Source organism: Microbacterium sp. Leaf320 (assembly GCF_001423485.1).
Lineage (GTDB): Bacteria > Actinomycetota > Actinomycetes > Actinomycetales > Microbacteriaceae > Microbacterium.
This window is the reverse complement of record NZ_LMOD01000002.1, coordinates 580,093-600,404: the sequence shown is the minus strand read 5'-3', so window position 1 is coordinate 600,404 and position 20,312 is coordinate 580,093. Positions and strand designations below refer to the sequence as shown.

Below are 20,312 nucleotides of genomic sequence, written 5' to 3'. Positions count from 1 at the left end.
TGTCATTCCCGACCCTCGGAACCGACCTGGTCAGTCAGGCGCTGAGGTCAGTCGCGGTGCGAGCGGCGACGCGAGACGAGGAACAGCACTGCTCCGAGCGCCAGCACAGCTCCGCCCACTGCGGCCCACGTGAACGTCTCGGGTCCGAGCCCCGTTGCGGGCAGGCGGCCGCCGCCGGTGCTCGGAGGCGTGGAGGGCGTCGGCGTCGTGGTCGGCGGATCCGTCGGGGTGACGACGATCGCGGCGAGCGTGAAGTCCTGATCGACGAATGTCTCGCCCGCGGCCGTGACCTCGACCGTGAGCGTCGACGGGCCGACGATCGTGCTGCCCGCCGGTGCCGTGATCGTCAGCGTGTAGGTGCCGGGCGGCAGGTCGCCGAGACCGTACGCGCCGTCGGCATCCGTGACCAGCTGCTGGTCTCCCTCGTCGGTGGTGAGGGTGATGGTGACGCCGGCGACAGGAGCTCCACCGTCTGTGCGCACGACACCCGAGAGCCCACCGAGCCTGGCCAGCTCGAAGTCGACGTCCGCCACGTCGGCCGTCGCGACGATCTCGCTCTGCGAGGTCGCCCCTGTGGCGACATAACCGTCGGGCGTCGTGATCGTGATCTCGTAATCGCCCGAGGGCAGGCGCGGGAACGAGTATCCGCCGTCGGCTCCGGTCACGGTCGTGAGTGTCGTTCCGCCGGGTCCGACCGCAGTCACGGCGACGCCGGCGACGCCCGCTCCGTTCGCGCGCACAGCCCCGGTCAGGTCGGGGTTCTCCGCGAGCACGAAGTCCGCGAGGGTGATCGGCACTTCGCTGCCCGGCGGGACCACGAGCGGCTCGGTCGGATCCGTCGTGCTGTATCCGGGCGGCGGGGTGACGACGACGGTGTGAGGACCCACCGCGACCTCGTCGAACAGGTAGTTGCCCTGAGCATCCGTCGTCGTGGTCTGGACTCCGTCGACCGTCACGGTCGCGCCCGGCACCGGGTTGCCGTCGTTGTCGACGACTCGTCCCGAGACGGCGACGGGGATGATGTCGCGCACGGTGAAGTCGGCGACGCCGTCGGCGGTCGTGAGATCAACAGCAGCCGAGGTCGCCCCCTCGGGGATCATGCCCGCGGGGGCCGTCACCCGCACCGTGTATCCCGCCGTCGCGACGACGCCGGGGAACGAGTAGCTGCCGTCGGCGCCGCTGGTCGTGGTCGCGACGACGTCTCCGTTCGCATCGGTCAGGGTGAGTGTCGCTCCCGGCTGCGGTGCCGCGGTGTCGTCGGTGACCACGCCCGTGATGTCGCGCGCGATCGACGCGAACCAGGTCTGGTAGACGGGGAATCCGGATCGGCGGGTGAAGGAGAAGGTGAGGGAGGTGATCGGCACGTTCGGCTCGAACCATGCGGCCGCACCGCTCGTGTCGAGAGCGGCCGCGTTTCCGGTGAGGGTCTGGGTCGTGGCATCCCAGGTCGGCACGTCCGCCGCGTCTCCGGTGCACGAGGGCTTGCCCGTGACTCCGGGCGCGCAGTAGTTGAAGCCGCTCTGGAATCCGAGTTCTGCCGCGGTGAGCGCCTGCCCGTTCGCGCCGACCGCCTGGATGCGCACCGAGTCGGCGTCGATGTCGCCGAGCACGAAGGTCCAGCCGGAGGCGGGAGTGGGGTTCGCGAACGAGTAGGTGGTCGTCGACGGGCTGGCGGCGTTGTCGGCCTTCGGCCGCAGGTTCACGTACGACTGGTTGATGCTCGAGCCGTACTTCGCGCCGACCGGGGTCCCCTGCGCGAGCCAGTTGGTCGCGCCCGAGATGACATCGACCTGGCCGGCGCGGGAGTCGCTCGTCATCGTGGCGGTGATGGCGGGCTGCGCCGCGAGCTGCACCGTGGTCGTGTAGGCGCCGCCCGCACCGGTCAGAGGCTGCCAGGTCGCCCAGGCGGTCGTGGTGGCGGCCGCAGCTGGAATCGCACCGACGAGCGCCGCGACGAGCATGATCGCACCTGCAAGAAGTCCACCCCTAGCCACACGCATGCGGGCAGCGTATCGGCATATCGCGATATCGGCGACGGTCGGAGAACAGTCCCGGGGCATGGAGAAGGGGCGGATGCTGCGCGCATCCGCCCCTCTCCTTGCGGTCAGTACGGTCCGTTCCTCAGACCGGATCTCCCTGCACGGGGCCCTCGGTGTTCGGCTTCCAGCCGAGCGCCGGGGCGACGTGGGTCGCGAACGACTCGAGCACGTGCAGGTTGTACTCGGGGCCGAGCTGGTTCGGGATGGTCAGCAGCAGGGTGTCCGCCGACATGACCGCCTCATCCGCGAGCAGCTGCTGGATCAGCACGTCGGGTTCGGCCGCATAGGTCTTGCCGAAGGTCGAGCGGTAGCCGTCGATGATGCCGATCTGGTCAGCGTTCTCCTCGCTGCGGAGGCCGAAGTACGCCCTGTCCATGTCGGACACCAGCGGGAAGACGCTGCGGCTGACCGAGACGCGGGGAGTACCGGTGTGACCCGCCTCTTTGTAGGCGCTGCGGAAGAGGTCGATCTGCTCGCGCTGCAGCTGGTGGAACGGCACGCCGGTCGCCTCGGTGAGAAGCGTCGAGCTCATCATGTTGAGCCCCTTGCGTCCGGTCTCCTCTGCCGTGGCACGAGAGCCCGAACCCCACCAGATGTGGTCGCGCAGCGTCGGCGACTGCGGTTCGATCGCGAGGTAGCGCCCCGCACCGACCATGCGGGGGTCGCCGGGAGCGAGGCCTTCTCCGTCGATGGCGCGCAGGAAGAGGTCGAACTTCTCGCGAGCGATGACGCTGCCGCGCTCCGGGTCCTCCTCGTCATGGAAGCCGAAGGTCTCGTAACCCCGCAGCGCCGTCTCGGGTGAACCACGGCTCACTCCGAGCGCGATCCGCCCGTCGGCGATCAGGTCGAGAGCCGCCGCCTCTTCGGCGAACTGGAACGGGTTCTCGTACCGCATGTCGATGACGCCGGTGCCGACCTCGATGCGCTTCGTGCGTGCGGCCATGGCCGACAGCAGCGGCATCGGCGACGCGGCCTGACGTGCCCAGTGGTGCACCCGCACGGACGCCCCGTTGACGCCGATCTCGTCGGCACCCTCCGCGATCTCGATGGTCTGCTTCAGCATGTCTCCCGCAGTGCGGGTCGCCGAACCGGGCACGTCTGCGTAGTGCCCGAACGAGAGGAATCCGAAAGCCTTCATGGTGTATTCGAACGCATATATACGGAGGCGTATTCCCGCATCACTGCTCCGACACCAGCAGACCGTCGAGCACGAGCTGCCGGATGCGCGGCTCGAGGTCCGCCCATAGGTCGACGAGCGGCACCTCGAACAGGTCGGCGAGAGCCCCCACGATCTGCATGACGGTCAGATCTCCGTCGCAGGCGCCGACGAACGCGGCGACCGCGGGGTCGACCGTGATCGTGCGCGCGAATCCCCCGCCCTGGCGGAGCTCGATGATGCTGGGGTCGTCGTTACCCGGAAGCAGGTGTCGAGCCTCGGTGACGTCCGGCGCCGTGAAGAGTGTGGAAGGCAGGCCGTCGACGAGCAGGTCGTGAGCGGCGAGCCCCGAGCGCAGCGCGCCGCCGACGTTCGACACGGGCTGCGACAGACGCTCGAGACGACGCAGCGGCGCGGTCTGCCCGGGCGCCGCAGGCCGCCGCATCAGGATGTAGCCGAAGCCCACCGCGGTGACGCCGCGTGCGGCGAAGTCGTCGAGCCAGGCGGTGAGCAAGGGCGTGAAGGCGGCGTCGCGCGGGGTGGTGCCGCCGTCGCGGATCCAGAGCTCCGCATAGGCGAGCGGAGACAGCTCCTCGCGCTGGATGACCCACAGGTCGAGGTCACGGGGCACCCAGGACGAGAGACGATCGAGGCCGACCCGGCCGGTCAGCTCGCGCTGCGCCCCGCGCGACTCCCAGTTGCCGAGCAGCTGGGCGACCCCGCCGGGGGTGAGGAACGACGGAGCAGCGCGCAGGAACTGCTCGACGAGCGCGTCGCCCACGAGGCCGCCGTCGCGGTATTCGTACTCGGGCACGCCCTCGGCCCGAGGGGTGATCACGAAGGGAGGGTTCGACACGATCAGGTCGAATGCCTCTCCCGCGACCGGCTCGAACATGCTGCCCAGCCGGAACTCGATGTTCGAGACGCCGTTGATTCGGGCATTCAACTCGGCGTAGGCGAGCGCCCGCGCGGAGATGTCCGTGGCGACGACCGCACCCGCATGCCGGGCGACGAGCAGCGCCTGGATGCCGCATCCGGTGCCGAGGTCCAGAGCACGGTCGACCTCGATCGGCATGATGATCTCGGCGAGAGTGCGAGACGCGCCGCCCACCCCGAGCACATGGTCGGCGGGCAGCGCGCCGTCGAGCGCCACCTCGTCGAGGTCGCTGGCTATCCACCATTCGCCCATGCCGTCGGCGTCGACGAACGACTGCGGCCGGAGCAGCGCGGTGGGAACGACCGTGTCACCGTCGATGCGCGCAAGGCCCAGCGCGACCAGGCCGTCGATGCCGAGCCTCGGCAGTGCAGCTGCCACCGGAGCCACGGGCTGGCGCATTCCGAGCACCAGAAGGCGCCCCAGTGTCGCGAGCACGCCGTCGTCACCCGCGATCGCGCGCAGGATCGGCTCGCGCATCCCTCGGGCCAGCGCGTCGTCCTCTTCCTCTCCCCACAGGCGGCGCAGCGGCTCCGAACGGAGGTCGGCGGCGTCGAGATCTGCGGCGAGCGCAGCGCTGTGAAGCGGATCGGGAACGGGGGTGAGGGTGTCGGACACGGCCGTCACTCTACGCGTCTTCAGGGTTCTCATTCAGCCAGCCGCCTAGAATCACAAGGTCAGCACTCGCCGGACGCCTGAGATCACCGGCGTCCGAGGAAGACTCCCATGACCGCGACCACCCCCGAGAACGGCCTCCGCACGCGCCTGCAGCGCCTGGCGCGCGGATCCGTCATCTCGGCGATGGTTCTCGGCATGTGCGGCGTGAGTGCGGGAAATGCGTTCGCGGCCAGCGACTCCGAGACCGAGGACGCCCCTGCGATCGAGTTGCTCCTGTCAGCGGGAGTGCGGGGAACCGTGTCGCCCGGAAGCGCGACGACGGCCTCGCTGACCGTGCAGAACGACGCGAAGTCGGCACTCTCCGCCGGACGCGTGTCCGTCGAGATCAACCGCACTCCCCTGGCTGACGAGACCGCCGTCACGACCTGGCTGGACGACTCAGAGGCGCCGGGTGGATTCGAGCAGCTGGGCGCAGACCTCACCGCTCCGGTCGACGCCGAAGCATCCGTGACGACGAGCCTCTTCATCCCGCCAGAGGCCCTCGGTGACCTCGCACCCGGCGTGTACCCGCTGCGTGCCACTCTCAGCGGGGCGCAGACGGATGCTGAGGACGATGCCGAGTCCGTGACGTCGACGACCGTGCTCGTCGTCACTGCGGCGGAGAATCCGCCCATCGCCCTGATGGTGCCGATCACCGCGACTCCGGTCGACGGCGCGCTTCTGACGACCGAGGAGCTCACCGCCCTCACCGCCGCCGACGGCGCGCTCACCGCGGTGCTCGAGGGGGTCCGCGGCACATCGGCGATCCTCGCGATCGACCCGTCGATCCCTGCGGCGATCAGGGCTCTCGGGTCCGCAGCACCGCAGAGCGCACGCGAATGGCTGCGTCAGCTCGACGCACTCCCGAACGATCGTTTCGCACTGCAGTTCGGCGACGCGGATGCCACGACGCAGGCCCAGGCCGGCCTCCCCGAGCTCCTGCAGCCGACGACGCTCGCGCCTTTCCTCACCTCGAGCAACTTCCTCACCCTTCCGGATGAGACGCCCGCAGCGACTCCGACCGCGACCACCGCGCCCACACCGGCGGCCACCGAGGGTCCTGCGCTGCCCGACGATGCGGATCTCACCACCATCGAGGGCGCCTCTCCCGGCATCCTCTGGCCGCGCAGCGACGCCTCGACCGCTGACCTCGACGCCTTCTCCGCGTACATGGGCGGCGCAGCCATCACCGTCCTGTCGTCGACGGCGGTCGGTGGAGCCGACGACGCCCACGCGACGGTCGGCGAGCGCACAGCGCTCGTCACGGATGCGGCCGCATCCGCCGCGCTCTCAGAGGCGGCAGGAGAGGACGACGAGTCCGCACGTCAGCGATCGCTCGCCGAGGCGAGCGCGCACCTCGCGCTGTCCGCGCAGACGAACCCGGCCGCACCGCTTCTCGTCGGACTGGATCGTGACGAGACCCGCACCGCAGATGCGCTGAACGACACGATCACCTCGTTCGACACGCTCGGCTTCGGGCTCGCGGAGGTCCTGTCCACCCCCGCAGTCCCCGCCGCGCTCACCACCGAACCCGACGTGACCCGCGCCACGGCCCTGCAGCGGATGCTCGACAGCGAGGTCGTTCTCGGAGAGTTCGCCTCGATCCTCGATGACCGCCAGCTGCTGCTGAGCCCCAAGCGCATCCAGATCATGCGCGCGACGGCGGTCGGCCTCACGGAAGACGCTTTCGACGACGCCGTCGCTGAGGTGAACACCGCGACGACCGACACCCTCGAAGCCGTCGACATCCCGCCTGCCAGCACCATCCAGCTGCTCTCGGCCAACGCCGATCTGCCCTTCTCGGTGCGCAACGATCTGCCCTGGCCGGTGAACGTCAATCTGTCCGTCAAGCCGAGTGACCCTCGTCTCGAGGTCGAGCCGGTGACCGCCGCGACGATCCAGCCGGGAACCACGAGCAGAGTCAAGGTTCCCGTCTCGGCGAGGGTCGGAAGCGGCGAGGTCGCGCTGAAGCTGGAGCTCTCGAGCCCCACCGGGGTGCCGATCAGCACGCCCGAGACGGTGCGCGTCTCGGTACGCGCCGAGTGGGAGACGATCGGTCTCGCCGTGTTCGGCGGTCTCATCGTGCTGCTCCTCGGTCTCGGCATCATCCGCACCGTCCGTCGTCGTCGCCGTGAGGCGGCGACGAGCGAGGACGCCGTCGAGGAGTCGAATGAGTAGTCTCGGCCGCGCGAGCGCGCTGATCGGCGCAGGAACCCTCATCTCGCGCGTCACAGGTCTGCTGCGAACGATCGTTCTGGTGGGTGTGATCGGCTCTGTCGGAGCCGGTGCGGCCGATGCGTTCGCGATCGCGAATCAGCTTCCGAACAACGTGTTCTCACTGATCTCGGTGGGCGTGCTGACCGCGGTCATCATCCCGCAGATCGTCAAGGCGACGGCCGATGCCGATGGCGGCAACGCCTTCATCTCCAAGCTCTTCACTCTCGGCACCGTCGTGCTCGTCGTCATCACCGGCATCGCCACTGTCGCGTCACCGTGGCTCGTGTGGCTCTACGCCGGCAAGGAGGGATCTCCCGAGTTCCTCGCCCTCGCGACGGCATTCGCGTACTGGTGCATGCCACAGATCCTGTTCTACGGGCTGTATGCGCTACTCGGTGAAGCACTCAACGCCCGTCGGATCTTCGGTCCGTTCACCTGGGCGCCGGTCGTCAACAACATCGTCTCGATCGTCGGATTCCTCATCGTGGGAGCGCTGTTCGGCGGACCGCTCACCCGAGTCGCCGACTGGACTCCCGAGATGATCGCCGCTCTCGGCGGGACAGCGACGATCGGCATCCTGATCCAGGCCGCGATCCTGCTGATCTTCTGGAGGCGCACAGGGCTCGCCCTCAAGCCCGACTTCCGGTGGCGCGGGGTGGGCCTGGGCAATGTGGGTCGGCTCGCCGGCTGGACCTTCCTCATGGCGCTCGCCAGTCTCGTCGCCGGCCTCGTCCAGACACAGATCCTCACCGAGGCATCCGGCGAAGGCGCCTCGGTCGCCACCTTCCAGTACGCATGGCTCATCTTCATGCTCCCGTACTCGATCATCGTGCTGTCGATCGGAACGCCGTATTTCACGCAGATCAGCGAGCACGCCGCAGCCGGACGCGATACGGAAGTGCGCGGAGACATCGCGAAGAGCATCCGAACGCTGCTCTTCTTCATCGCCGTCGCCGTCGCAGCCGTCGCCGCGGCATCCGTGCCCGCTTCCCGCGTCTTCACCAACCAGGCGTCCGACGCCTCCGAGGCCGCGCTCGTGCTGGTCTGCTTCCTGGTGTGCCTGGTGCCACTCACGATCCTCTTCATCGTGCAGCGGACCTTCTACGCATACGGCGACACCCGAACGCCCTTCTGGTTCACGGTCTTCCAGTGCGCGCTGGTGGTCGTCAGCGCCCTAGGTGCCCAGTGGCTGCTCGCGGCCGGCGTCATCGAGGTGACGTCCCTCGCGGCCACCATCGCCCTCGGTCAGTCGCTCGCCAGCACCATCCAGACCGTCGTGGCCGTCTGGCTTCTGCACCGCAAGATCGGCGGACTGCAGATCCGCACGTGGATGACCGCCATCGTGCGCTTCGCGATCGCCGCCATCCCCGCCGGTTTCGCAGGTTGGGGCGTCTTCCTCCTGCTCGGCGGCCCCACCGGATGGACCACCGCCGACAAGCTCCAGGGAGCTCTCGGCACATGCATCATCGGCATGGCCGTGGTGGTCGTCTACATCGGCATCCTGGCCCTTCTGCGGGCGCCCGAGCTGAAGGTCGCGGGCTCCATGCTGCGCCGGTTCCTGCCAGGTCGCTGACCGCCCCGCGCGCGGGAATGTCGCGCGGTTACCATTGGTTGAAGCAGTCGAACGTCTTTCGACGTCTCAGCATCTACGACGGAGAGCACATGCGTCAGGTCATCATCATCGGTTCCGGTCCCGCCGGATTCACCGCCGCCATCTACGCGGCGCGCGCGAACCTCAAGCCGCTGCTCATCGCGAGCACCGTCGAGGTCGGCGGAGAGCTGATGAACACCACCGAGGTCGAGAACTACCCGGGCTTCCCCGAGGGGATCCAGGGCCCTGAGCTCATGGCGAAGTTCCAGGAGCAGGCAGAGAAGTTCGGCACCGAGGTCGTCTACGACGACGTCACCGAGCTCGACCTGGCCGGCCCCGTCAAGAAGGTCACGCTCGGCAGCGGAACCGTGCACGAGGCCCAGTCGCTCATCTACGCGACGGGATCGGCATACCGCAAGCTCGGAATCGAGGGCGAAGAGCGCCTCTCGGGCTACGGAGTCTCGTGGTGCGCCACGTGCGACGGCTTCTTCTTCCGCGAGAAGACGATCGCGGTCGTCGGCGGCGGCGACTCGGCGATGGAAGAGGCCACGTTCCTCACCCGCTTCGCGGAGAAGGTCTACGTCATCCACCGCAAGGACTCCCTGCGCGCCTCGAAGATCATGCAGGAGCGGGCGTTCGCGAACGAGAAGATCGAGTTCGTGTGGAACAGCGAGGTCGCCGAGATCCTCGGTGGCGACTCCGTCTCGGGCGTCCAGCTGCGCAACACAGTCGACGGCACGCTCAGCGATCTCGCCCTCGACGGACTGTTCATCGCGATCGGCAACGACCCGCGCACCCACCTCGTGCACGACAAGCTCGACCTCACGGCCGAGGGAACGATCTGGGTCGACGGCCGCTCGTCGAAGACCTCGGTTCCCGGCGTGTTCGCCGCGGGTGACGTCATCGACCCGACCTACCGTCAGGCGATCACCGCCGCGGGCTCCGGCACGGTCGCCGCCCTCGATGCCGAGCACTTCCTCGCGGATTTCGATGACGCTTCCGTCGAGTTCCCGGCTGCGGAAGCCGCCGAGATCATCACCGCCTGAGCGGTCGGGAACAGTTTCACCTCGCCCGCTGTTGTAGCAGGCGAACTTCGAATCAAGGAGAACTCTGATGAGTGCAAAGGCTACGAGCCAGGCGACCTGGGAGCAGGACGTTCTGCAGGCCGAAGGTCCCGTCCTCGTGGACTTCTGGGCCGAGTGGTGCGGACCGTGTCGTATGGTCGCCCCCGTTCTGGACCAGATCCAGGCGGACAACCCCGACAAGATCACCATCCTCAAGCTGAACGTGGACGAGAACCCGCAGCTGGCGATGAAGTACCAGATCACCTCCATCCCCGCGATGAAGGTGTTCCAGGGCGGTGAGGTCAAGACGACCATCATCGGCGCCAAGCCGAAGCCGGCCCTCGAGCAGGACCTCGCAGCCTTCATCGGCTGATCAGGACTTCAGGGCCGTCACCTCTTCGGAGGTGGCGGCCCTTTTCTGTCCCCGCCCGAACCGATCGCCGAGACTACTTGTCGTACACGGGCACCGAGGGCAGCCCGCGGGCCGCACGTGCGCGATCGACGATCTCCTGGATCGCCGGCGTCTTCGCGGCGTTGTACGTCGATCGCCCGCGCGCCGCTGCCGCCACAGCATCGCACTTCGCGTGCGAGTACCGATCCGCATCGTCCGGGTGCGCGAGCAGCCAATCCCTGAGGAGGCGCTGGTTCGCGGCATCCCACTCCCCCGCGACGAAGAAGTGCGCGATCGCGCTGCGGATGCCGTCGGACTCGCGGATCATGACCGGATGTGTGCGCACGGCACTCCCCCGCCGCCATCCTCCGGCCTCGAGCGCCGGCAGGTGCGCGTCGAAGTCCGGGAGATCCCGGATCCGGATGGCCAGGTCGATGATGGGCTTCGCGCGCATCCCCGGGATGGCGGTCGAGCCGATGTGCTCGATCAGCCAGTCGGCGTCCGCCAGAGTGCTGATCTCCGAGGCGATGCTCGCGAACTGATCCGCCCAGACGGGATCGTAGGTGAGGAGCATCCTCGGCATCGCGGCGGAATCCTCAGGATGCGTCGGCGACCGTGGGGTCCCAGCGACGGTGGCGCTGCTTCTCGTCGAGCAGCCCCCACACGGCCGGTGTGAGCTCGGGATACTCCAGAGCGATCTGGCGCAGCACTCGGTAGTGACGAGCCGCGTTGGGCCGCAGGCCGTCGTTCGCGGTGATGTTGTCGGCGCGCAGCAGATACACCACGAGTTCGTCGACGCTCGGCAGCTCCTCCATGAACTCCCAGGGATCCTCTCCGCTGAGAAGACGCTCCTGAATGAGCACAGCGAGTTCGTCCGACGCCTCTGCTCGCAGCACTTCCAGGCTGGCGCGACGGGGAACGGACTCGGTCATGCTTCCAGCCTACGTGGCCTTGCGGGTGCCCCGGCGCTCCACCTTCAGCTCGTCCGTCATCTCCTCGAGCTCTTTGCCCTTGGTCTCGGGAACCTTGAAGTACACGAAGAAGAACGACAGCAGAGCGAAGAAAGCGTAGAAGCCGTAGGCGAACGTGAGTCCGATGTCGGCGAAGATCGGGAAGGTCGTCGAGATGAAGAAGTTCGCCGCCCACTGCGCTGCTGCAGCGACCGCGAGGGCTCCTGCACGGATCGAGTTCGGGAAGATCTCGCCCAGAAGCACCCAGACGAGCGGGCCCCACGTGGCTCCGAAGAACACCACGAAGCCGTTCGCGCAGATCAGAGCCACCGTGGCCCAGGGATCAGGGAGCGTCGCCGTGCCCTCGGCATCCAACGTGCCGAACGAGAACGCCAGCGCCATCAGCCCCAGCGTGACGGTCATGCCCACAGAACCGACGAGCAGCATGATGCGGCGGCCGATCTTGTCGACGAGCAGGATCGCCACGATCGTGACCACGATGTTCGTGACAGAAGTGATGACCGAGGTCAGCAGCGCGCTCGACTCATCGAAGCCGACGGACTGCCACAGCGTCGTCGAGTAGTAGAAGATCACGTTGATGCCGACGAACTGCTGGAACACCGACAGCAGGATGCCGACCCAGACGATCGGCTTCAGGCCCAGGCGGCTGCCGCGGAGGTCGCGCAGCGACTCCTTGCGCTCCGTGTCGATCGTGCTCGTGATCTCCTTGATCTTCGCATCGACGTCGACGGCGCCCGTGACGGTCTCCAGCACCTCTGCGGCGCGTTTCATGTCACCTTTTCGCACCAGGTACCTCGGAGACTCGGGGAGCCTCAGAGACACGAGCCCGTAGACGAGAGCGGGAATGGCGGCGACCATGAACATCCAGCGCCAGGCGGTGAGGCCCCACAGCGGCTGATCGGCCGCACCCGCGAGGTTCGCGAGCAGGGCGTCCGACAGCAGGGCCGCGAAGATACCGGTGACGATGGCAAGCTGCTGCAGAGAGCCGAGGCGTCCTCTGATCGCCGCAGGAGAGACCTCCGCGATGTACGCGGGGGCGATGACGGACGCTGCACCGACGCCGAGTCCGCCGATCACTCGCCAGATGATGAGGTCGACGACGCTGAATGCGAGTCCGGAGCCGATGGCAGAGATGAAGAACATCGCCGCCGCGACGACCATCACCGGGATGCGCCCGCGTTTGTTCGCGATCGGGCCGGCGAACCACGCCCCCACCGCACAGCCGATCAGGGCCGACGAGACCGCGAAGCCCTTGAGGCCGACGCCGAGATCGAAACCTGAGACGGTGCCCGCCAGAGCGTCGACCGCTCCGTTGATCACCGCCGTATCGAAGCCGAACAGGAAGCCACCGAGCGCGGCGGCGATGCTGACCGCTATGACTCGGCGACGGACACCCTCTGGATTCAGTGGCTTGGACATGGCATCCCTCTCATCGTCGCGACCTGGCGAGTCTACGACCGCTCAGTCGCTCAGAGGGGGAATCACGCCGATCCGTAGCCGGATTGCCCGATCTCCTCGAGGATGCGGTTCAGATCCTGGATCGAAGCGAAATCAATGATGACCTGGCCTTTGCGCGCACCGAGCGAGACCTTGACGCGCGTGTTCAGGCGATCGCCGAGGTTGCCGGCCACCTCGTCGAGGTAGGCACGACGGGCTCCGGGAGTGGGCTTCGCCGTGCGTCCGGGAGCTGCCGGCTCGGTCTTGGCCGCGACCTCGGTGGCACGCACCGAGAGGTCCTCGTTCACGACCTTGTCGGCGAGGCGCTGCATCGCCTCGGGGGTCTCGAGGCTGAGGATCGCGCGAGCGTGACCGGCCGTCAGCACTCCTGCCGCCACACGCTGCTGCACGGGAACCGGCAGCTTCAGCAGACGGATCGTGTTGCTGATCTGCGGACGGGAACGGCCGATGCGCGTGGCCAGCTCCTCCTGAGTGATTCCGAAGTCCTCGAGAAGCTGCTGGTAGGCGGATGCCTCCTCGAGTGGGTTCAGCTCCGAGCGGTGCAGGTTCTCGAGGAGCGCGTCGCGCAGAAGGTCTTCGTCGGCGGTCTCACGGACGACGGCGGGAATGGCTGCCAGACCCGCCTCGCGGGCAGCACGGGTGCGCCGCTCCCCCATGATGAGTTCGTACTCGCCCTCGCTGTTCTTGCGGACGACGACAGGCTGCAGCACACCGAACTCCCGCACGCTGTGCACGAGCTCAGCGAGGTCTTCGGGATTGAAATGCGTGCGCGGCTGCCGGGGGTTCGGGACGATCTTCTGCGGGTCGATCTGGATGAGGTGGATGCCTGGGACAACCTCGAGATCCTCTGCGGCGGGCTGGTCGCTCGTCTGCTCCGTCGCCGGGCGCAGGTTCGCGCCGGGGAAGAACACATCCACGGGACGCTCGGACTGATCAGCGGTGGGGATGAGGGCACCGATGCCCCGGCCCAGTCCAGTGCGCTTCGCCATCATTTCTCCTTGCTCTGCGCCGCGGTGCGCGACGCGATCTCGACGGCGGCCTCGCGATAGGCGACGGCGCCGGCGGATTGCCCATCGTAGGCGATCACGGTCTGACCGAAACTCGGTGCTTCCGACACCCGCACGGAGCGCGGGATGACGGTGTCGAGCACCTGATCGGGGAAGTGGGTGCGAACCTCGTCAGCGACCTGCTGAGCGAGTCGCGTACGCCCGTCGAACATCGTCAAGAGGATCGTCGACAGGTGAAGCCCGGGATTCAGGTGCTTCTGGATCATCTGGATGCTGCCGAGGAGCTGACTAAGTCCCTCGAGTGCGTAGTACTCGCACTGGATCGGGATGAAGACCTCGTTCGCCGCGGTGAACGCGTTGATCGTGAGAAGACCGAGAGACGGCGGGCAGTCGATGATCACGAAGTCCATCGGGTTGTCGACCAGGTACTCCTCCAGAGCGCGGCGCAGGCGGTGCTCTCGTGCGACCTGAGCCACGAGTTCGATCTCGGCGCCGGCGAGGTGGATCGTGCTGGGTGCGCAGAAGAGATTCTCGTCCTCGGGGCTCTGCTGCACGATCTCGGCGAGCGGCACCTCTTCGATCAGGACGTCATAGACGCTCGGGGTGTCCGCATTGTGCGGAACTCCGAGAGCCGTGGAGGCGTTTCCCTGGGGGTCGAGGTCGATCACGAGGACCTTCGCGCCGAGGCCGGCGAGGGCGGATGCGACGTTGACCGCGCTGGTCGTCTTGCCGACCCCACCCTTCTGGTTCGAGACCGTCAGGATGCGGGTATCCCCACTGAAGTCGATGTTCACTGCTTCGAGGACTCTGCGGCGAGCTGAGAGGTCCGCGAGTTCCCGCGCGAGCGGCGTATCCATCCCGAAGGAGTCCTTCGGTGATGCCTTTTCGGGCTGTTTCACGTGAAACATCCACTCCTTTCGGGGCCGTGTTCCACTCTAATCGCTGTGGCGGACGTTGCTTACTGTCGGCCGTGCTCCGGAGGCTTCTCTTTGAGAATGCCCGTGCTCATGCAGTCTTGATCATCGCGTTTCACATGAAACATTCATGGACGCACGAGCGACATGATCTCCCCCACCAGGCCGACAAGCGGCCGCGTCGCATCGAGTTCGAGCGTCGCGCCTCGGCGCAGAAGTGGCTCGACCGACCGAAGGTTCTCTCGGATCTCTGTTCGCTCCGCCTCCCTGGAACCATAAGGATTCGTCGCACGCCGCTGTACGCGCTCCAGGATGATCGCCTCGGGTGCCGAGAGCAGCACCACGTGATCGAAGCGATCGTAGAAGTAGCCCTGGTTCTCAACGGTCCCCGCCACGGCGAGATCAGGGTGTCCTTCTATTAGTGCCGTCATCCGGTTCACGTCCCACAGGCCGTCCTGGGTCTTCCAGCTGCCGTAGTCAGTGTCGATTGCCGGAACTCCCCGGTCGCCCAGTAGCGCGACAACACTCGACTTCCCTACGCCTGACATTCCGGTGATGAGAACCCGGGCCATTCGTCCACGGTATCCGTGTTTCACGTGAAACATCGACCGACAGCATGTCAATGCCGAGGACATCCGGCGCCTTGGCTGCGGGGGCGGATCCCCCCACCTGTTCCCAACGCTGCATCCTCCGTCATGGTGTGCGCGTTTCACGTGAAACGCCGAGTCTCGTTTGGGACTTGGATCACCGACGTACGTGCATGGCGCCCCTGTAGCCGCGGGTTTAGACCGAACTGATTCCGGTTGCCCGCTCGAGTGGTGCGACGTTTCACGTGAAACACCGAGTCTCGTTTGGGACTTGGACCGCTGACGTACGTATATGAGGCCCTGTATCCGCGGTTCTAAATCGGACTCATCCCCCTCGCTCGCTCGAAAGTCTTGTTCAGCAGACTCTGCTCCGGATGTCCGCATGAATGGCCGGGGCGTGGTGAGCACTCCCACGCGACGGTGCGGCCCAGTGATGCCCCTCACTGGCCCGGACCCGCATACGTCCGTCAGTGAGCATGGAAGTGCGCGACCCCTCCTCCTCCCCCGGCTTCATTTACCCCGCGGGATCGGATCTTCGCCGCTCGGTAGGCGAACCGATCATGGTGAATCAATGGGATCTGGCGGGCGCGGGCGCGCTCAGACCCTCGCTGTCTGTCGACAGCGATGAGCCGGCAGCTCGCTACGTGAAGCGGTCCGCCACGAAGGCCACGTAGTCGGCTTGGCCGTGGATCGACGACTTCACTCCCCCAACGGCTCAGCAGCCAGGTGCTGGGTCTAACCCCGGCAGCTCAGGATCTCGGAGCGCACGCGCATTGCGCCACTGACGCCCTGCGTTTCACGTGAAACATCGATTCGTATCGCCCCGGGGTCACCCACCGTCGTATCGCGACCGGTCAAGGACGACCCCCACGTCCACCGGGGAAGGACTCGTGCATCGCGAAAGGAACACCCGGGCTGAGAAGCACGGTCTTACGTCTCGGTCGTCGAAGGGTGTCTGAACGGGGGACTCTCGATCGAACGCAACGCGCAGCTTTCGCTCCAATAGCCGCCAACTACAAGTCTCAGGCCCATAACCTGGCCGACTCATAACCCGGTCCAGACCCAGGCTACCCAGCCCTGGGCGACCCAGATCCATCCGAGAACCCAACCTCATCCCGAAGCCCAGACCGCAGCCCTAAAGCGACAAGAGAGTGGCCGCACGCCAACGCGTCTACACGCCTACCGACTTCAAGGAACAGGCTCCCCTCCAATCCTCACCCCCCGCCCACAACCCAGAACCCGGAACCCAGAACCCAGAACCCGCAACCCGCAACCCGGAACCCGGAACCCGGAACCCAGAACCCAGAACCCGCAACCCGGAACCCGGAACCCGGAACCCGCAACCCGCAACCCGCAACCCAGAACCCGCAACCCAGAACCACACCCCAAGCCCAAACCCAAACCCCAACCCCAACCCCAACCCCAACCCCAAACCCAAACCCAAACCCAAACCCAAACCCACAGTCCAGCGACACCCCATCCCCAGCGCCCGAGCACCGCCACCGCCCACAGAGGACAGCAGCGCATCGGCTCTCGTTCCCCAAAGAGCGGGGATCAAGGTGCCAACGCGTCAAGACGGCTCCGCCCTGAGCGCCAATGCACATGTAGAGCCACCGCAGGCTCAGGTCGTCAGCAGTCGGACGGTTTCACGTGAAACATCCACGATCAGAGGATTCCTGCGCTATACCCTCACTCCACGACGTCCACCTTCGTGCCGCCGGGCGACGGGCGCCATGTTTCACGTGAAACACCGCCACGATTCTCCAATGAGATAGCTCACGAATGACATAGCTCACGAATGACCTAGCTCACGGAACGCCTGGGAGCTCTCCACTGACTAGTAATAGAGGCCCTTCGTGCGCCTAGCTTGGCGTCGCGCAGCGGTGATCATCTAGCAACGGTCCACTATGCCCGCAAAGACCCACCGTTTCACGTGAAACATAGCTCGCTCGTACATCGCCTCAACGCGGGAAGCGAAGGTGGGGGACTTGCCCCCGGCGACCAATCCCCTTCTCGAGCGCGAGGTGTCCAGACAGAGCGAAGAGCGGCGAACGAGGATGCCGCGTGGAGCTGTGGCGAATCGCGATATCGACAACCGTCGCCCTGGTATCGCGACCCCGCTCCTAGCCCTGGGGTCCCCATACGTTTGCGCTTCTTGTTTCACGTGAAACATGTTCGGTATCACGCGCGAAACACCACACGGGGAGAATCACTGAACCCCGCAGCGAAGGGGCTCGGTGTCCTCCACCTACAGATGGGGACACCGCGCCATACAAGGCGATGGAGTAGTCCTGGCAGCTACAATCCGTGCCGCTGATCGAAGAGGAACGCCGCACGAGCCAACGAAGAAATCCTGCAGATCAGAAGTGACGGCGGTCGGGAGAACCACGCGCTGAAGCGCTGTATCTGCCTAGCGAACCACGGCGCGCACGACACGCGTCGACTCGGGCAGCACGTCCTCACCGAGCACCTCGACCCGGACGTCCGCGAGACGGAACTTCTTGATCTGCTTCTGTGCGGCGTCGATCTCGTTCGCAGCGTTCATCCCCTTGAGTAGGACGAGCTGTCCCCCATCACGAACGAGCGGAGCGGTCAGTGGAATCAGAGTCTTCAGCGCGCTCACGGCGCGCGCCGTCACGACGTCGAAGCCCTCGGGTCGCTGAGCCTCTTCAGCCCGAGCTCGCAGCACCTCTACGTTGTCGAGACCCAGCGCCTCGACCTGCTCGTTCAGCCAGATCACCCGACGCTCCATCGGTTCGATGAGCGTCCACTGCACGTCGGGTCGTGCGATCGCGAGGACAATGCCAGGGAGGCCTGCACCTGAGCCGATGTCTGCAACCGAACCATGGAACAACGGAGCAGCGATCACGCTGTTCAAGACGTGCCTCGTCCACAGCCGGGGAAGCTCGAGCGGCCCGATGAGGCCGCGCTCTTCTCCATGCTCAGCAAGGGCCGCAGTGAACTGCCTCGCCAGCTCGATCCGTTCTCCGAAGAGCTCGGATGCGACGGCCGGCTCGACCTCGACAACACTCACAACAGCATCCCGATCAATGTTTCGCGTGAACGTCAGCGACGGCGGAGAACGGTGTGCCGGTCAGCACCTTCACCATACGACTCCGAGACAAGTCCCTGATCAGCGGCGATATCATGCACCAGCTTGCGTTCGTAGCTCGACATTGCAGGCAGGGAGGCCTGCGTTGCACCGTCGTCGAGCTTCGCGGCTGCGGCGTTGACCAGAGTCTCGAGCTGGCGACGACGCGTGTCGCGCGACCCGCCGATATCGAGGATCAGACGCGAGAACGAACCTGTCTTGCTCTGCACTGCCAGACGTGTCAGCTCCTGAAGAGCCTGCACCGTGTCGGGAGCCGAAAGGAGCGCAAGTCCGTCGCCCTCCGCCTCGACCGAGACATAGGCACGCCCCTGCCGCACATCGAGGTTCAGATCGCCGTCGATGTCGGCGATGTCGAGGAGCTCTTCGAGGTAGTCGGCTGCGACATCGCCCTCGTTCTCCAGCTCGGCGACCGTGGGCTCCACGATCTCAGTCACGTTGTCGGTCACGAACCGCTCCCCTTCTTCTTCGAACGCTTCTTGCCCACGGGCTGCTGACGCTTGGGAGTCTGTGCCTTCGCACGCTCCACCTCTTCGAGCATCCGCTGCTGTTCTGCCTCGTAGGCGGCCATCGGAACGACCTTGCCCGATGCATCGATCGCCTTGCCCTTGCGAGCGAGTCGCTCTTCGCGCGCCTTGGCAGCCTCAGAGCCCGGAGTCGGCATCTCACGGATGACGAGGAACTGCTGACCCATCGTCCAGAGGTTCGAGATGAACCAGTACACGACGACGCCGAGCGGGAAGAAGATTCCCGAGAAGATGAAGCCCAGCGGAAGGATGTAGAGCATGATCTTCTGCATCTGGTACGCCTGGCCGGTCTTGGCCTCGGGCGACAGGTTCTTCGAGATGATCTGCAGCTGAGTGAAGAACTGCGACGCGATCATGAGCACGACGAGCGTCACGAGGATGATGATCGCAGTGGTGTTGCCGGCGTCCACCGCGTTGCCGAGCGTCTCGTGCAGAGATGCCACACCGAAGAGCTCAGCGTTGTAGAACTGCTCGGTGAGCTCCGCGTTCAGCAGACCGACACCGCCGACGCCGAGGTTGTGGTGCTTGGAGACATCACTCAGCACACTGAACAGCGAGAAGAAGATCGGCATCTGCACCAGCAGCGGAAGACAGCTCGACATCGGCGTCGTGCCGTGCTTCTTATACAGCGCCATGGTCTCGCGGCTCATGGCCTCGCGAGAGAGCTGATCCTTCTTGCCGCGATACTTCTCCTGAACTTTTCGCAGTTCAGGAGCAATTTCCATCATCTTCCGCTGGCTCTTGATCTGCTTCACGAAGAGCGGGATGAGCGCAGCACGGACGACGATGACGAGGCCGACGATCGACAGGACCCAGGTCAGACCGGATGCCGCCGGAAGACCGACCGCCGTCAGCAGCCAGTGCCAGGCGACGAGCACCATCTCGACGAGCCACTTGAGCGGCCACAGGATGGTTCCGATCAGGTCGAAGCCGCCGGCGGCGGGCGCCGGCGACGGGGTGGTGCTGGCGAGCAGAAGGTCAAGACCCACCGATCAGTCCTTTCGGGAAGGGACGACGAAACCGTGAGCGGTCAGGTCATAACGGAAATGTTCGTGAGGACGGACGTCATCGACGCCGCCGTGGCTCCAGGGGTTGCAACGGAGGATGCGCCATGCCGAGAGCATCGTTCCCCGCGCGGCGCCGTGCTGTTGCACCGCACCTACAGCGTAAGCGGAACAGGACGGGTAGTAGGCACAGACATCCCCATACATCGGAGAGATCACCTTGCGGTAGCCGGCCAGGAACCCCAGAACGAGATTCCTCGGTGCCAACGGGATGCTGCGCAGCAGATCCCCTGAGCGCATGTGTCCCGTGCCGATCGAAGATGCGGGAAGGGCGGTCATGCTCGCGCCTGCCCGAGACGGTCGAGACATCGATTCACGTCGGCACTCAGCTCGGCGTAGCTGGCGGTCGCGGACGCAGGAAGGGCACGGATGACGACATCCGTGCCCTCGGGTACCCGCGGAAGCGCCTCCGCACAGACGGCTTTGAGTCGCCGACGGACGGTGTTGCGCACCACAGCGGTGCCCACCTGCTTGCTGATGATGAATCCGAACCTCGCGGCTCTGCTCTCGCCCGTCGTCAGCATCGAGGTGACGACCTTGGCTCCGCCACAACGGGATCCGCGTCGAACGACCAGTCGATAGTCGCTCCCGCGGGTCACACGAAACGGGCGGGCGAGCACAGCGGT

Annotated in this window: 18 protein-coding genes; 4 read left to right on the top strand and 14 right to left on the bottom strand. The window is 66.2% G+C overall.

The features are described 5' to 3' along the window. Positions 1-47: 47 nt before the first annotated feature. The 3 genes from ASF63_RS07700 to ASF63_RS07690 all read right to left on the bottom strand — a co-directional run bounded on the left by ASF63_RS07700 (position 48) and on the right by ASF63_RS07690 (position 4,780). Positions 48-2,000, bottom strand: a complete 1,953-nt coding sequence (locus tag ASF63_RS07700; protein WP_056511625.1) for a collagen binding domain-containing protein — start codon at positions 1,998-2,000, stop codon at positions 48-50. Positions 2,001-2,121: 121 nt separating this feature from the next. Further along, the gene (locus ASF63_RS07695) at positions 2,122-3,177 is read right to left on the bottom strand and encodes an LLM class flavin-dependent oxidoreductase (protein ID WP_056511621.1); all 1,056 of its coding nucleotides are present in this window, start codon (positions 3,175-3,177) and stop codon (positions 2,122-2,124) included. A gap of 40 nt (positions 3,178-3,217) precedes the next feature. Further along, on the bottom strand, positions 3,218-4,780 hold the full coding sequence (locus ASF63_RS07690; RefSeq protein WP_082477934.1) for a methyltransferase: 1,563 nt from the start codon (positions 4,778-4,780) through the stop codon (positions 3,218-3,220). A gap of 75 nt (positions 4,781-4,855) precedes the next feature. Here ASF63_RS07690 and ASF63_RS07685 point away from each other — a divergent pair, with 75 nt between their 5' ends. From ASF63_RS07685 to trxA, 4 genes are all read left to right on the top strand, one after another. Next, positions 4,856-6,964 carry a DUF6049 family protein gene (locus ASF63_RS07685; RefSeq protein ID WP_056511619.1) on the top strand — a complete coding sequence of 703 codons (2,109 nt, stop codon included), beginning with the start codon at positions 4,856-4,858 and terminating at the stop codon, positions 6,962-6,964. After that, the gene (gene murJ / locus ASF63_RS07680; protein ID WP_056511616.1) at positions 6,957-8,576 is read left to right on the top strand and encodes a murein biosynthesis integral membrane protein MurJ; all 1,620 of its coding nucleotides are present in this window, start codon (positions 6,957-6,959) and stop codon (positions 8,574-8,576) included. The genes ASF63_RS07685 and murJ overlap by 8 nt, the downstream gene beginning before the upstream one ends. 89 nt (positions 8,577-8,665) lie before the next feature. Then, on the top strand, positions 8,666-9,640 hold the full coding sequence (gene trxB, locus ASF63_RS07675) for a thioredoxin-disulfide reductase (protein ID WP_056512862.1): 975 nt from the start codon (positions 8,666-8,668) through the stop codon (positions 9,638-9,640). A gap of 67 nt (positions 9,641-9,707) precedes the next feature. Further along, entirely contained in the window at positions 9,708-10,031 is a 324-nt protein-coding gene (gene trxA, locus ASF63_RS07670) for a thioredoxin (protein WP_042541543.1), read from the top strand. A 73-nt stretch (positions 10,032-10,104) separates the two neighbouring features. Here trxA and ASF63_RS07665 read toward each other — a convergent pair whose 3' ends face one another. The 11 genes from ASF63_RS07665 to rnpA all read right to left on the bottom strand — a co-directional run bounded on the left by ASF63_RS07665 (position 10,105) and on the right by rnpA (position 20,306). Next, positions 10,105-10,632 carry a GrpB family protein gene (locus tag ASF63_RS07665; protein WP_056511614.1) on the bottom strand — a complete coding sequence of 176 codons (528 nt, stop codon included), beginning with the start codon at positions 10,630-10,632 and terminating at the stop codon, positions 10,105-10,107. A 13-nt stretch (positions 10,633-10,645) separates the two neighbouring features. After that, complete coding sequence (locus ASF63_RS07660; RefSeq protein WP_056511612.1) at positions 10,646-10,981, bottom strand: hypothetical protein; 336 nt, start codon at positions 10,979-10,981, stop codon at positions 10,646-10,648. Positions 10,982-10,990: 9 nt separating this feature from the next. Further along, positions 10,991-12,439, bottom strand: coding sequence for a sugar porter family MFS transporter (locus ASF63_RS07655; RefSeq protein ID WP_056511609.1), 1,449 nt, complete (start codon positions 12,437-12,439; stop codon positions 10,991-10,993). Between the two features lie 62 nt (positions 12,440-12,501). After that, positions 12,502-13,467, bottom strand: coding sequence for a ParB/RepB/Spo0J family partition protein (locus ASF63_RS07650; protein ID WP_082477932.1), 966 nt, complete (start codon positions 13,465-13,467; stop codon positions 12,502-12,504). Continuing rightward, positions 13,467-14,393: a ParA family protein gene (locus ASF63_RS07645; protein ID WP_056511597.1), complete on the bottom strand. Its 927-nt coding sequence runs from the start codon at positions 14,391-14,393 to the stop codon at positions 13,467-13,469. Before ASF63_RS07645 ends, ASF63_RS07650 begins: the two co-directional genes overlap by 1 nt. A gap of 134 nt (positions 14,394-14,527) precedes the next feature. Next, positions 14,528-14,971, bottom strand: coding sequence for an AAA family ATPase (locus ASF63_RS07640; protein ID WP_056511594.1), 444 nt, complete (start codon positions 14,969-14,971; stop codon positions 14,528-14,530). Positions 14,972-17,396: 2,425 nt separating this feature from the next. Beyond that, positions 17,397-18,020, bottom strand: a complete 624-nt coding sequence (rsmG, locus tag ASF63_RS07635; RefSeq protein ID WP_056511591.1) for a 16S rRNA (guanine(527)-N(7))-methyltransferase RsmG — start codon at positions 18,018-18,020, stop codon at positions 17,397-17,399. Between the two features lie 32 nt (positions 18,021-18,052). After that, positions 18,053-18,544 (bottom strand): protein jag, encoded by a 492-nt coding sequence (locus ASF63_RS07630; protein WP_056310976.1) that lies wholly within the window; start codon positions 18,542-18,544, stop codon positions 18,053-18,055. Then, a complete protein-coding gene (yidC, locus tag ASF63_RS07625) occupies positions 18,541-19,611 on the bottom strand; it encodes a membrane protein insertase YidC (RefSeq protein ID WP_056511588.1) in 1,071 nt (356 codons plus the stop codon). Before yidC ends, ASF63_RS07630 begins: the two co-directional genes overlap by 4 nt. Before the next feature lie 3 nt (positions 19,612-19,614). Beyond that, entirely contained in the window at positions 19,615-19,965 is a 351-nt protein-coding gene (gene yidD / locus ASF63_RS18800) for a membrane protein insertion efficiency factor YidD (protein ID WP_082477930.1), read from the bottom strand. Beyond that, entirely contained in the window at positions 19,962-20,306 is a 345-nt protein-coding gene (rnpA, locus tag ASF63_RS07620; RefSeq protein WP_082477928.1) for a ribonuclease P protein component, read from the bottom strand. Before rnpA ends, yidD begins: the two co-directional genes overlap by 4 nt. Between the last annotated feature and the right edge of the window lie 6 nt (positions 20,307-20,312).